Raw genomic sequence first — 12,085 nt, forward strand, 5'->3', positions numbered from 1 at the left:
CCGCTAGGCGGGGCCGCCCTCCGGAGGGCAGGGGCCCGCGCAGTCGTCGTCGGGGGCGTGGCGCGTCCCGCCCGCCGGGCGGGGCGCGGGCTCGCCCGCGCCGGCGCGGACGAGCAGCCGGCGCGGGCCCGGTCCCTCGTCCCCGAGCCGGTCGTAGGGGTTGGCCAGCGCGCACTTGCTGATCGACAGGCAGCCGCAGCCGATGCACTCGGTGAGGTCGTCGCGGAGCCGTTCGAGCTGCCGGATGCGCTGGTCGAGGTCGCTGCGCCACGCCTCCGACAGCCGCGCCCAGTCCGCCGCCGTGGGGGTGCGCTCCTCGGGGAGGGTGGCGAGCGCCTCGCGGATCTCGCCGAGCGGGATCCCGACGCGCTGCGAGACCTTGATGAACGAGACGCGGCGGAGCGTGTCCCGGCTGAACCGCCGCTGGTTGCCCGCCGTGCGGCGGCTCCTGATCAGCCCCTTGGACTCGTAGAAGTGCAGCGCCGAGACGGCCACGCCGCTCCGCTCGGCGAGCTGCCCGACGGTCAGTTCGTGCACCCGGTGCTCCAGCCGCGTCATGCACCGCATCCTACGCGTTCCTCAACTGCACTTGAGGTTCCGCCGTGCGGCCCGCCGCACCGGGCGGCCCAGGGTCGGGCCCGGCCGTGATCAGGCCCGGCCGGGTGCGGGGTCCGCCTAGAAGTGGTGGGCGGCCGGGCTCGTGCCGCCGGGCCGCTCGGCCACCTGGCCGAGCCGGCGGAGCCGGAACGCCGCGCCGATCATGGCGGCGCCGGTCAGGACGGCCAGCAGCCCGATCAGCCAGACGATGGCGATCGCCCCGGACACGGGCCAGGCGAACAGCATGACCCCGAAGATCAGCGAGACGGCGCCGGTGAGGACGTACGCCCACTCGCCCTTCAGCTCCTTGCGCAGCGCGAGCGCGACCCCGATCTCCAGCACGCCGGTGGCGACCGCCCAGGCGGCGATCAGCATCAGCAGGACGAACGCGGTGATGCCGGGCCACACCAGCGCCGCGATGCCGAGCGCGACCCCGGCGGCCCCGGACAGGGCCAGCAGCCCGCGCGGCCCGCCGGAGGTGCCGCGGATCGCCTGGGCCACCGCGAACACGCCGTCCACCAGGGCGTACGCGCCGAACAGCAGGACCAGCGCGAAGACGGTGATGCCCGGCCACACCCAGGCGACGATGCCGAAGATGATCGCGAATGTGCCGCGCAGCGCGAGCACCCACCAGTGGCGGGTCATCAGGTCGAACATTCCGGCCTCCCGGGGACGAGGACTCTTTCCAGTGTTGACCCCCGCTCCCTGTGGGAAAGGCCAAGGCCGGTCGCGGACTTCGCAAAGTCCGCGACCGGCCCTGCATGCGGCCGGCGGCCCGGTGCCGCCTCCGCGTCAGTTCTCCAGGCGGCGCACCAGGTCGTGGTACTCGTCCCACAGCGCCTTCGGCGTGTGGTCGCCGAACTTCTCCAGGAACTCCGGCACGAGGGCGGCCTCCTGCTTCCACACCTCGGTGTCGACCGACAGCAGCGTCTCGAGGTCGGCGTCGTCGAGGTCGAGGCCCTCGGTGTCGAGCGCCTCCTTGGTCGGCAGGTGCCCGATCGGGGACTTGGCCGCGTCGGCCTTGCCGTTGAGGCGCTCGACGATCCACTTCAGCACGCGGCTGTTCTCGCCGAAGCCGGGCCAGATGAACTTGCCGTCGGCGTTCTTGCGGAACCAGTTGACGTAGTAGATCCGCGGCAGCTTCTCGGGGTCGGTCGCCTTGCCGATCTCCAGCCAGTGGCCGAAGTAGTCGCCCATGTTGTAGCCGCAGAACGGCAGCATCGCGAACGGGTCGCGGCGCAGCTCGCCGACGGTGCCCTCGGCGGCGGCGGTCTTCTCGGACGCGACGTTGGCGCCGAGGAACACGCCCTGCTGCCAGTCGAACGACTCGGTGACGAGCGGGACGGCGGAGGCGCGGCGGCCGCCGAACAGGATCGCCGAGATCGGGACGCCCTTCGGGTCCTCCCATTCGTCGGCGATGATCGGGCACTGCCCGGCCGGGGTGGTGAAGCGGGCGTTCGGGTGGGCGGCCGGGCTCTCGGAGTCCGGCGTCCAGTCGTTGCCCTTCCAGTCGGTCAGGTGCGCGGGCGGCTCGTCGGTGAGGCCCTCCCACCACACGTCGCCGTCGTCGGTGAGGGCGACGTTGGTGAAGATGCTGTTGCCCCACAGCGTCTTCACGGCGTTGGCGTTGGTGCTCTCGCCGGTGCCGGGCGCGACGCCGAAGAAGCCGGCCTCCGGGTTGATCGCGTACAGGCGGCCGTCGTCGCCGAAGCGCATCCAGGCGATGTCGTCGCCGATGGTCTCGACCTTCCACCCGGGGATGGTCGGCTCCAGCATGGCGAGGTTGGTCTTGCCGCACGCCGAGGGGAACGCCGCGGCGACGTAGCGGGTCTCACCGGACGGCGGGGTCAGCTTCAGCACGAGCATGTGCTCGGCCATCCAGCCCTCGTCGCGGGCCATGGTCGAGGCGATGCGCAGCGCGTAGCACTTCTTGCCGAGCAGCGCGTTGCCGCCGTACCCGGACCCGTAGGACCAGATCTCCCGGGTCTCGGGGAAGTGCGTGATGTACTTGGTGGAGTTGCACGGCCACTTGACGTCCTCCTGGCCCGGCTCCAGGGGGGCGCCGACGGAGTGGACGGCCCTGACGAACGATCCGCGCTCCTCGATGAGCCGGAGCGCGCCCTCGCCCATCCGCGTCATGATCCGCATGGAGACGGCGACGTAGGCGGAGTCGGTGATCTCAACGCCCAGCTGCGAGATGTTGCCCCCGAGCGGGCCCATGCAGAACGGCACCACGTACATGGTGCGGCCCTTCATGCAGCCGTCGAAGAGGCCGTTCAGGGTCTCCCGCATCTCGGTGGGGGCGATCCAGTTGTTCGTCGGGCCGGCGTCCTCCTCCTTCTCGGAGCAGATGAACGTCCGGTCCTCCACGCGGGCGACGTCGGTGGGGTCGGAGGCCGCGTGGAAGCTGTTGGGCCGTTTGGCCGGGTCGAGGCGGGTCAGGGTGCCCTGCTCGACGAGGAGACCGGTCAGCCGCTCCCACTCCTCCTCCGAGCCGTCACACCACTCGACCCGGTCGGGTCGGGTCAGCTCGGCGATCCCGCGTACCCACTCAATCAGTTCGGTGTGGCCGGTAGGGGCCTGGTCGAGGCCGGGGACCTGGTTGGACACGGGCGTCTCCTTCAGCTGTTCGCAGGATGTTTGCATGATGAACAAGACCCGTCGTTTTTGCCATTTGGTCTGGACCAATCACGTCCGCTTTTGGGGCATGGTGCCCGATTTTGTGAGGGATATCACCAAGCGTCGGTACCGGTCGGCGGCACTCGGCCACCTCCCGGCATGGACGCGCTCAAGCTGGGTAAACGTGGGTCTCCGTGGCCTTCACGGCCGCCCATATGGAGGTTCCCTCCGACAATTGGAGCTCCGCGACGGCGGCCGGAGTGACGTCCGCGACGGCGTCGAAAGGCGGTCCCGTCAGCCGCACCCGCACGCGGTCCCCGTGCCGTTCGACCGCGCCCACGCGGGTGCGCCAGAGGTTGCGCGGGCTGCCGTCGGGACGGGTCCGGTACAGCGCCACCGAGGATGGCGAGAAGGCGAGGAACACCTCACCTTCGAGCGAGTCGACAGTGTCGAGGGTCGCGGCGCCGCCGCCCAGCACGACCGTGCCCGCCTCGGCCCGGCCCCGGTAGAGGTTCAGCCCCACCAGCCGCGCGACGTAGCCGGTGCGGGGGCGGCGCGCCACCTCGGCGGGCGTCCCCTCCTGGACGAGCCGCCCGCCCTCGACGACGGCGATGCGGTCGGCGAGCACCATGGCGTCCAGCGGGTCGTGCGTGACGAGCACGGCCGCGCCCTCGAACCCGGCGAGATGGCGGCGGAGCGCGGCCCTGATCTCCAGCCGGGTGTGCGCGTCGAGCGCCGCGAGCGGCTCGTCCAGCAGCAGCAGGCGCGGCTCGACGGCGAGCGCGCGGGCGAGGGCGACCCGCTGCGCCTGCCCGCCCGACAGGGCCCGCGGGCGGGCGGAGGCGTACTCGGCGAGCCCCACCCGCTCCAGCCAGCCGGCGGCGATCCGCCGCGCCGCGCGGCGCCCGGCGCCCTGGGAGCGCGGCCCGAAGGCGACGTTGTCCAGCGCCGTGAGGTGCGGGAACAGCAGGTAGTCCTGGAAGACCATGCCGATGCCGCGGCGGTCGGGCGGCAGCGGGCGCAGGTCCGCGCCGTCCACCCGGACGTGCCCGCCCGCCATCGGGACGAGCCCGGCCAGGGCGCGCAGCGCGGTGCTCTTGCCGGCGCCGTTCGGGCCGAGCAGGGCCACGACCTCGCCCGGCCCCGCGGTGAGCGCGAGGTCGAGGTCGAACGCGGCGCGCCGGACGACGAGCCGCGCGTCCAGCCCCTGGGACCCGCTCCCGTCTCCGGACCGGGCCGCTCCGCCCCTCCCGTGGGTCACGCCGTGCCCGCCCGTCCCGGTGCGTCCGCTCATCTGGTGCCGTCCACCCACCGGTCCCGGAGCGCGGCCAGGACGACGACCGAGACGGCGAGCAGGACCAGGCTGAGCACGATCGCCGCCTGCGGGTCGGTCTCCAGCGCCAGGTACACCGCGAGCGGCATGGTCTGCGTCCGGCCGGGGAAGTTGCCCGCGAACGTGATCGTCGCGCCGAACTCGCCGAGCGCCCGCGCCCAGCACAGGATCGCCCCGGCCGCGACGCCGGGCGCGACCAGCGGCAGCGTGACCCGGCGGAAGACCGTCCAGCGGCCGGCGCCGAGGGTCGCGGCGGCCTCCTCGTAGCGCAGGTCGGCGGCGCGCAGCGCGCCCTCCACGCTGATCACCAGGAACGGCATCGCCACGAACGCCTCGGCGAGCACGACGCCCGCGGTGGTGAACGGGAACGTCAGCCCGAAGGCGCGGTCCAGCCATCCTCCGACCAGCCCGCGGCGGCCGAGCACGAGCAGCAGCGCGACGCCGCCGACCACCGGCGGCAGGACCAGCGGCACGGTCACCAGGGCCCGGACGAGCCGGACGCCGGGGAAGCGGACCCGGGCGAGCGTCCAGGCGAGCGGGACGCCCAGCAGCAGGCACAGGCCGGTGGCGAGGGTGGCGGTGAGCAGGGACAGGCGGAGCGCCTCCAGGACCTGCGCCTGGAGGAGCCGCGTGCCGAGCGTCGACCACGGCGCCCTGACGAGCAGGCCGAGCAGCGGCAGCACCAGGAAGGCGAGCCCGGCGAGCGCGGGCACGAGCAGCACCCAGGGCGGCCTGCCCGGCAGCCGGTCGACCTCCCCCGCCGCCTGGAACGCCTTCCGCGGACGCGTCATGGCAGCTCGAAGCCCGCCCCGCTCAGCGCCGACCTGCCCTGCTCACCGGCGACCAGCCCGATGAACTCCTCGGCGAGCTTGCCGTGCGGCGCCTTGGCGACCTCGACGATCGGGTAGTCGTTGATCGCCTTGCCGGCCTCCGGGAACTCGATGCCCGTCACCTTGCCGGCCGCGGCCTTCACGTCGGTGCGGTAGACGAGCCCGGCGTCGGCCTCCCCCAGCCCCACCTTCGTCACCACGGCCTTGACGTTCTGCTCGCGCGACACCGGCTTGACCTCGACCCTGGCCGCGGCCAGGGCCGTCTTGGCGGCGGCCCCGCACGGCACCTGCACCGCGCACAGGACGACCTTCAGCCCCGGCCTGCCGAGGTCGCCCACCTTCGCGACCTTGCCGGGGTCCCCCTTCGGGACGGCGATGACCAGGCGGTTGCGGGCGAACACCCGCGGCTGCCCGGACGCGTCCCCGGCGGCGGTCACCGTCCTCATGGTGGCGGGGCTCGCGGCCGCGAACACGTCCGCCGGGGCGCCCTGCGTGATCTGCTGGGCCAGCGTCGAACTGCCGCCGAACTGGAACCTGACCTTCACACCGGGATGCGCGCCCTCGAACGTCCTGCCGAGCGCGGTGAACGCCTCGCTGAGCGAGGCCGCCGCGAAGACCGTCAGGGTCTCGCCGCCGCCCGGCTTCTGCTCTCCCGAGAAGCCTCCGCCGGCGACGTCGCCGCAGCCGGCCAGCACGGCGAGCGACAGGGCCGCCATCGCGGCGGTGCGCTTGAACACCTTCTCTCCTCAGCCCTGGTCCGGCACTTCGACGACGACGTTCGTGGACTTGACGACGGCGTCGGCGACCACGCCCGGCTCCAGGCCGAGGTCGTCGGCCGCCTCGCGGCTCATCAGCGACACGACGCGGAACGGCCCCGCCTGGATCTCGACCTGGGCCATCACCCCGTCCCGTCGGACGTCGGTGACGATCCCGCGCATCCGGTTGCGGGCCGAGGAGAAGCGCTCGGCCTGGTCGGGCGGCCCGCCGCCGCGGGCCTGGTCGCGCACGAAGGCGGCCAGCTCCGCCCCCGGCACCCGCCGGTGGCCGTGCTCGTCCCGGGACGCCGGGAGCCGGCCGCCGTCCACCCACCGGCGGACGGTGTCCGCGCTGACCCCGAGAAGCGCGGCGGCCTCGCTGATGCTGAACGTCGTCACCCGGCCCAGCCTAACCAGCCGCACATGCGAGCGAAAGAGCGGCCTGCAACTCGATAATGCGAGGCGTGCCACGGCGTACGACTCGCAGGTGCTGCAGGTTCCGCCCCCGCCTTCCCCGCCCCTCCCTCCCAATGTCACCATCTACTTACATCCCCCGTCCGCGAGGAGGACCCCCGTGACAGCGCAGGACCACACGGCGCAAGGCGAGACGGCGCAAGGCGAGACGGGGCGAGGACCCGCGACCCTGGTGATCGAGCGGCACGGGTCGGCGAGCCTGCGCTCCCGGGCGATCTCGGCCGGCGTCCGGCGGCTCGTCCGGCCCGGCCTCGCCCGGTACGCGGGCCGCCCGTTCGACGAGGCGGCGCTGCGCCGCGCCGCGCACCTCGACCGGCTCGCGGCGCGGGTCTGGACCCCGCGGCGGATCCGCGTGGAGAAGGTCGACCTCGACGGCTTCGGCGCGGAGTGGGTGCGCACGCCCGACACCGCACCGCCCCGGGACCGGGCGATCCTGTACCTGCACGGCGGCGGCTGGATCGCCTGCGGCCTCAACACGCACCGCCGGATGATCGCCTCGTTCGCCGCCGCGGCCGGCGTCGCGGCGCTGTCGGTGGACTACCGGATGATCCCCGCGGTCCCGTTCGAGCGGGAGGTCGAGGACTGCGTCACCGCGTACCGGTGGCTGCTGGAGGAGCGCGGGATCGACCCCGCGCGCATCGTGATCATGGGGGACTCGGCGGGCGGCCACCTCACCTTCGCCACGGCGCTGCGCGCCCGCGACGAGGGGCTGCCGATGCCCGCCGCGCTCGCGGCCCTGTCCCCCATGCTCGACATGGACCTGACGAGCAAGCTCGCGCACGCCAACATGGGCCTCGACCCGTCCGACCCCGGGCCGCTGCTGGAACGCCTCGTCGAGGGGTTCCTCGGGCATCTCGACCTCACCGACCCGGCGGTCTCCCCCGTCCGCGCCGACCTCGCCGGGCTGCCGCCCGTGCTGCTCACCGCCGGGTCCACCGAGCTGCTGTACTGCGACTCCGAGCTGATGGCGCGGCGGCTCGCCGAGGCCGGGGTCCCGGTCACGCTCCAGGTGTGGGACCGGCAGCTCCACGTGTTCCAGATGTTCGGGCCGTACCTGCCGGAGTCGCGCGCGGCGATCGCCGCGCTCGGCGCGTTCGTCCGCGACGCCCTGGACGGCTGAGTCAGCGCGCCTCCAGCAGCGCCTCGGCGATCATCCCGAGGTTGGCGGCGTCCACGAGCCCCTCCCGCCTGATCCGCCCGAAGGAGGCCACCTCGACGTAGGTGCGCTCGCCCGCCGCCGCCACCCCGTACGGCCCGGCGCCCCGGAGCCGCTCCAGCTCGCCGGCGGTGACCTCGGCGGAGAACAGGTGGGCGCGGTGCACGGTCAGCGTCGCGTTCAGCTGCCGGGAGCGGTGCTCGCGCAGCCGGCCCGGCTCCAGCGCGAGCCCGGTCTCCTCGGCGACCTCGGCGACCGCCACCTCCAGCGGGCGGCCCGGCCCCGAGCCGCCCGGCAGTTCGAGGACGGCCCCGTCGGCGCCCGCGCTCCGGAACTCCCGGACGAGCACGACCTCCGTCTCGTCGAGCGTCGCGCCGGGCCGGTACAGCACGACGGCCGAGATGTCCGGGCGCCCGATGACGATCTCGTTGTCCTTGACCCGGTCCTCCGCGGCGACGTGAACCCGGACGTGCAGGCCCCAGCACACCCCGAACCGGAACACGACCCGCGCCCCGAGCAGCTCGTTGCCCGCCTCCCGCTGCCCGGTGTACCAGCACTGGAACGCCGCGTCCCGCCACAGCAGCAGCGGGATCTCGCGCTCGCCGCCGGCCCGGGGCGCGCCCGCGCCGATCCGGCGCAGCGCCGCCGCGACCGTCTCCGGCAGGCCGGCGGCCGTCGGCACCGCGGACTTCTCCGCGTAGTGCAGCAGGTAGCCGTTCCTCGGCGCGTCCGGCGGCGCGCCGAAGACCACCCGGCCGCTGTCGTGCCACATCCCCCACTCCACGTTCGTGGTGAAGGCGGGCATGGTCGCGAGGTCGCGCGGAACCCAGAAGACGACCTCGTCGGCCAGGTGCAGGCAGCTCTCCTCCCACTCGATCTGGCCGTCGTAGTCGTCGTAGCGGCCCTCCCGGTGCTCGGGGTCGAACACCACGAGCCGCCCGCCGCCCTGCCAGCGGGCCCGGAGCTCGACGTGCGCGTCAGGCCGCCACGAGGCGACGCCGGGCGCCCGGGGCGTGGGCCCGGCGAGGAAGACGGCCGCGTCCCAGCGATCCGGAGGCTCCTCCCGCGCGTGGACGACGATGACGTCGTTGTCCATGCGGCGCCTCCTATCCGGTCGTGTGGACCGCCTACTAAGGGGTAAACGCTGTTCATAACAGAATCACACGCCCGGTCAGGAGGAATCGATCATGGCTGGGACCATGCGAGTTCCGCGCACCCGGGGCGCCCTCAGCGGAATCCTGCTCATCCTGCTGGGGCTGTGGGGGGCACTGCTGCCCCTCGCCGGCCCCTACTTCGACTTCGGATTCGCGCCGGACGACACCTGGGTCTACAACACCGACCGCCTGCAGCTCAGCATCGCCCCCGGAGCCGCCGCCGCGCTCGGCGGGCTGGTCCTGCTGTTCAGCGCCAACCGCGCGGCCGGGATGTTCGGCGGCTGGCTGGCCGCGCTCGGCGGCGCCTGGTTCGCCGTCGGACCGGTCCTGTCCCCGCTGTGGGACGTGCGGGGCGTCGGCGCCCCGCTCGGGACCACCGAGGGGCGGCACGTCGCCGAGTACCTCGCCGGCTTCACCGGCCTCGGTGTCGTGATCGTGTTCCTCGCCGCGCTCGCGCTCGGCAGGTTCGCGGTGGTCGGCGTCCGCGAACGGCTGCTCGACGAGCCCGCACCGTCCGGCTCGAACACCACCCAACCGCTCGTGTACGGGCGCTACGCGCGGGAGAACCAGCCTGGGCAGGGCCAGCCGCCGACCGGTGACCAGCATGTGGCGGGCGAGCCGCGCTGGGAGCGCTAGCGGCTCCGGCGCCGCATGTTGCGGACGGACTTGGTGGTCTCGTAACTGCCGCGCTCGTCGTCGAGCCGCACGTCGTCGCGGTCGGTGAACATGGCGACGAAGGCCACCAGCAGGCCGACGCCCCCGATCCAGGGCTCCCGCCACGCGAAGCTGAGCGCCACGCAGACGACGGCGACGGAGATGAGCAGCAGCAGCTTCACGTCACACCCCTCGACCGCGCCCGGGCGTCCGGAAGCCCGGACGTGCTAACGCGTCCGTCGCGGGATCAGCGAGTAATGGAAGACTTACTCACCCCGCATGGGCATCCTGCCATGCGAACGGCCCGCCGGGAAAGATCCCCGGCGGGCCGCGGGCGCGGTATTTCGGCTACTTCTTGCCCTTGCCGCGCTTTTCGCGGATCTTCATGGTGATGTCGAGGGGCGTCCCGTCGAACCCGAACTCCTCCCGCAGCCGCCGCTCGATGAACCGCCGGTAGCCCTCCTCGAGGAAGCCCGACGTGAACAGCACGAACCGCGGCGGCCGCACCCCCGCCTGCGTCGCGAACAGCACCCGCGGCTGCTTGCCGCCCCGCACCGGGTGCGGATGCGAGTTCACCAGGTCGGCGAAGAACTGGTTCAGCTTGGACGTCGGGACGCGGGTGCCCCAGCCCTCCAGCGCCGTCTCGATGGCCGGCACGAGCTTCTCCATGTGCCGGCCGGTCTTGGCGGAGATGTTCGCCCGCGGCGCCCACCGCGCGTTGTGCAGCTGCCGGTCGATCTCGCGTTCGAGGTAGTGGCGGCGCTCCTCGTCCAGGAGGTCCCACTTGTTGTAGGCGATGACCAGCGACCGGCCCGACTCGATCACCATGGAGATGATCCGCAGGTCCTGCTCGGCGAGCGGCTGGTCGGCGTCCACCAGCACGACCGCGACCTCGGCGCGCTCCAGCGCCGACCGCGTGCGCAGCGTCGCGTAGAAGTCGGCGCCCTGGTTCTCGCGGTGCCGGCGCCGGATCCCGGCGGTGTCGATGAACCGCCACGTCTTGCCGCCGAGCTCGATCAGCTCGTCGACCGGGTCGCGGGTCGTGCCCGCCACCGAGTCCACGACGGCGCGGTTCTCCCCCGCCAGCTTGTTCAGCAGGCTCGACTTGCCGACGTTCGGGCGGCCCAGCAGCGCCACCCGGCGCGGCCCGCCCGTCTCGCCGAACGTCTCCGCCGGGGGCTCCTCGGGCAGCGCCTCCAGCACCGCGTCGAGCAGGTCGCCGCTGCCGCGCCCGTGCAGGGCGCTGACCGGGCGCGGCTCGCCGATGCCGAGCGACCACAGCAGCGCCGCGTCGGACTCGGCGCCCACGCCGTCGACCTTGTTGGCGACCAGGATCACCGGCTTGCCGGACCGGCGCAGGATCTCCACCACGGCCTCGTCCACGTCCGTGGCGCCCACCGTCGCGTCCACCACGAACATCACGACGTCGGCGAGGTCGACCGCCAGCCGGGCCTGCTCGGCGATCGCCGCGGCCAGACCGGAGGAGTCCGGCAGCCAGCCGCCGGTGTCGACGACGGTGAACCGGCGCCCGCTCCACGTCGCGTCGTAGGCGACCCGGTCGCGGGTCACGCCCGGGACGTCCTCCACGACGGCCTCGCGGCGGCCGATGATCCGGTTGACCAGGGTGGACTTGCCGACGTTCGGCCGCCCCACCACGGCCACGACCGGCGCCGGGCCCGCGTCCTGGCCGAGGTCCTGGTCGACGTCCAGGACGGCGTCCACCGTCTCGATCTCGAAATCGCTCACTGTCACATTCCCCGGCGGGGGCCCTCAGGCCGCCCGCTCACTCATGCTCTTTGGCGAGGCGGACGACCGCCTCGATGACCTCGTCCAGGCCCAGCCCGGACGAGTCGATCTCGTGCGCGTCCGCCGCCTTCGCCAGCGGCGACGCCTTGCGCGTCGAGTCGAGCCGGTCGCGCCGCTCCTGCTCGGCCTGCGTGACCGTCACCGACGCGCCCGGGTCGGCGGCCAGGTCCTTCGCGCGCCGCGCCGCGCGCACCTCGGGACTCGCCGTCAGGAACACCTTGACCGGCGCCTCCGGAACGACGACCGTCCCGATGTCGCGCCCCTCCACCACGATGCCGCCGCTCCCGATGATCTCGCGCTGCAGTTCCACGAGCCGGGCGCGCACCGCCGGGACGGAGCTGACGGCGCTGACCGCGTTGGTGACCGCGCGGGTGCGGATCGGGCCGGACACGTCCGTCCCGTCCACCGTGATCGTCGGCGCCGCCGGGTCGGTGCCGGACTCGATCACCGGGTCCTGCGCGCGGGCCGCGACGGCGGCGCCGTCCTCGACCGGCACGCCGTTCTCCAGCATCCACCACGTCATGGCGCGGTACATGGCGCCCGTGTCGAGGTAGCGCAGCCCGAGCGCCCGGGCGACGCCCTTGGACGCGCTGGACTTCCCCGACCCGGACGGACCGTCCATGGCGATGACGAGCGGCACGATCGCTCCCTCTCTGTTCGTCGTGAAGCGGGCGGCGCTCGTCGCCGCGCCGGCGCGCAGAAGTCCC

Annotated in this window: 13 protein-coding genes; 2 read left to right on the forward strand and 11 right to left on the reverse strand. The window is 73.5% G+C overall.

All coding sequences use genetic code 11. The features are described from left to right. Positions 1–3: 3 nt before the first annotated feature. The 7 genes from soxR to AB0C21_RS14730 all read right to left on the reverse strand — a co-directional run bounded on the left by soxR (position 4) and on the right by AB0C21_RS14730 (position 6,533). Positions 4–558 (reverse strand): redox-sensitive transcriptional activator SoxR, encoded by a 555-nt coding sequence (soxR, locus tag AB0C21_RS14700; RefSeq protein ID WP_500204578.1) that lies wholly within the window; start codon positions 556–558, stop codon positions 4–6. A 117-nt stretch (positions 559–675) separates the two neighbouring features. Continuing rightward, positions 676–1,254 (reverse strand): HdeD family acid-resistance protein, encoded by a 579-nt coding sequence (locus AB0C21_RS14705; protein WP_500204580.1) that lies wholly within the window; start codon positions 1,252–1,254, stop codon positions 676–678. Positions 1,255–1,389: 135 nt separating this feature from the next. Continuing rightward, positions 1,390–3,207 carry a phosphoenolpyruvate carboxykinase (GTP) gene (locus AB0C21_RS14710; protein ID WP_235036518.1) on the reverse strand — a complete coding sequence of 606 codons (1,818 nt, stop codon included), beginning with the start codon at positions 3,205–3,207 and terminating at the stop codon, positions 1,390–1,392. A gap of 178 nt (positions 3,208–3,385) precedes the next feature. Next, on the reverse strand, positions 3,386–4,510 hold the full coding sequence (locus AB0C21_RS14715) for an ABC transporter ATP-binding protein (protein ID WP_500204584.1): 1,125 nt from the start codon (positions 4,508–4,510) through the stop codon (positions 3,386–3,388). After that, entirely contained in the window at positions 4,507–5,340 is an 834-nt protein-coding gene (gene modB, locus AB0C21_RS14720; protein WP_500204586.1) for a molybdate ABC transporter permease subunit, read from the reverse strand. Before modB ends, AB0C21_RS14715 begins: the two co-directional genes overlap by 4 nt. Then, the gene (gene modA / locus AB0C21_RS14725; RefSeq protein ID WP_500204589.1) at positions 5,337–6,116 is read right to left on the reverse strand and encodes a molybdate ABC transporter substrate-binding protein; all 780 of its coding nucleotides are present in this window, start codon (positions 6,114–6,116) and stop codon (positions 5,337–5,339) included. Before modA ends, modB begins: the two co-directional genes overlap by 4 nt. 9 nt (positions 6,117–6,125) lie before the next feature. Continuing rightward, positions 6,126–6,533, reverse strand: a complete 408-nt coding sequence (locus tag AB0C21_RS14730; protein ID WP_500204591.1) for a TOBE domain-containing protein — start codon at positions 6,531–6,533, stop codon at positions 6,126–6,128. Positions 6,534–6,708: 175 nt separating this feature from the next. On the opposite strand from AB0C21_RS14730, the gene AB0C21_RS14735 reads away from it, so the two are divergent. Further along, on the forward strand, positions 6,709–7,728 hold the full coding sequence (locus tag AB0C21_RS14735; protein ID WP_500204593.1) for an alpha/beta hydrolase: 1,020 nt from the start codon (positions 6,709–6,711) through the stop codon (positions 7,726–7,728). Position 7,729: 1 nt separating this feature from the next. Here the strand turns inward: AB0C21_RS14735 and AB0C21_RS14740 are convergent, their stop codons facing one another. Further along, on the reverse strand, positions 7,730–8,860 hold the full coding sequence (locus AB0C21_RS14740; RefSeq protein WP_500204595.1) for a nucleoside 2-deoxyribosyltransferase domain-containing protein: 1,131 nt from the start codon (positions 8,858–8,860) through the stop codon (positions 7,730–7,732). A gap of 91 nt (positions 8,861–8,951) precedes the next feature. Here AB0C21_RS14740 and AB0C21_RS14745 point away from each other — a divergent pair, with 91 nt between their 5' ends. Further along, positions 8,952–9,554: a hypothetical protein gene (locus AB0C21_RS14745; protein WP_500204597.1), complete on the forward strand. Its 603-nt coding sequence runs from the start codon at positions 8,952–8,954 to the stop codon at positions 9,552–9,554. Here the strand turns inward: AB0C21_RS14745 and AB0C21_RS14750 are convergent. The 3 genes from AB0C21_RS14750 to cmk form a co-directional block, all read right to left on the reverse strand. Beyond that, positions 9,551–9,754: a hypothetical protein gene (locus AB0C21_RS14750; protein ID WP_353821119.1), complete on the reverse strand. Its 204-nt coding sequence runs from the start codon at positions 9,752–9,754 to the stop codon at positions 9,551–9,553. The two genes, AB0C21_RS14745 and AB0C21_RS14750, sit on opposite strands and share 4 nt — an antisense overlap. 166 nt (positions 9,755–9,920) lie before the next feature. After that, positions 9,921–11,318, reverse strand: coding sequence for a ribosome biogenesis GTPase Der (gene der, locus AB0C21_RS14755; protein WP_500204599.1), 1,398 nt, complete (start codon positions 11,316–11,318; stop codon positions 9,921–9,923). 37 nt (positions 11,319–11,355) lie between these two features. Continuing rightward, entirely contained in the window at positions 11,356–12,018 is a 663-nt protein-coding gene (gene cmk / locus AB0C21_RS14760; protein ID WP_235036521.1) for a (d)CMP kinase, read from the reverse strand. Between the last annotated feature and the right edge of the window lie 67 nt (positions 12,019–12,085).

Origin of the sequence: Spirillospora sp. NPDC049024 (assembly GCF_040649235.1) — a bacterium.
Lineage (GTDB): Bacteria > Actinomycetota > Actinomycetes > Streptosporangiales > Streptosporangiaceae > Spirillospora.

Bases quoted from the DNA above. Each gene is read 5' to 3' on its own strand.
- soxR (WP_500204578.1), bottom strand. From the start codon at position 558: ATGACGCGGCTGGAGCACCGGGTGCACGAACTGACCGTCGGGCAGCTC.
- AB0C21_RS14705 (WP_500204580.1), bottom strand. From the start codon at position 1,254: ATGTTCGACCTGATGACCCGCCACTGGTGGGTGCTCGCGCTGCGCGGC.
- AB0C21_RS14715 (WP_500204584.1), bottom strand. From the start codon at position 4,510: ATGAGCGGACGCACCGGGACGGGCGGGCACGGCGTGACCCACGGGAGG.
- modB (WP_500204586.1), bottom strand. From the start codon at position 5,340: ATGACGCGTCCGCGGAAGGCGTTCCAGGCGGCGGGGGAGGTCGACCGG.
- AB0C21_RS14740 (WP_500204595.1), bottom strand. From the start codon at position 8,860: ATGGACAACGACGTCATCGTCGTCCACGCGCGGGAGGAGCCTCCGGAT.
- AB0C21_RS14745 (WP_500204597.1), top strand. From the start codon at position 8,952: ATGGCTGGGACCATGCGAGTTCCGCGCACCCGGGGCGCCCTCAGCGGA.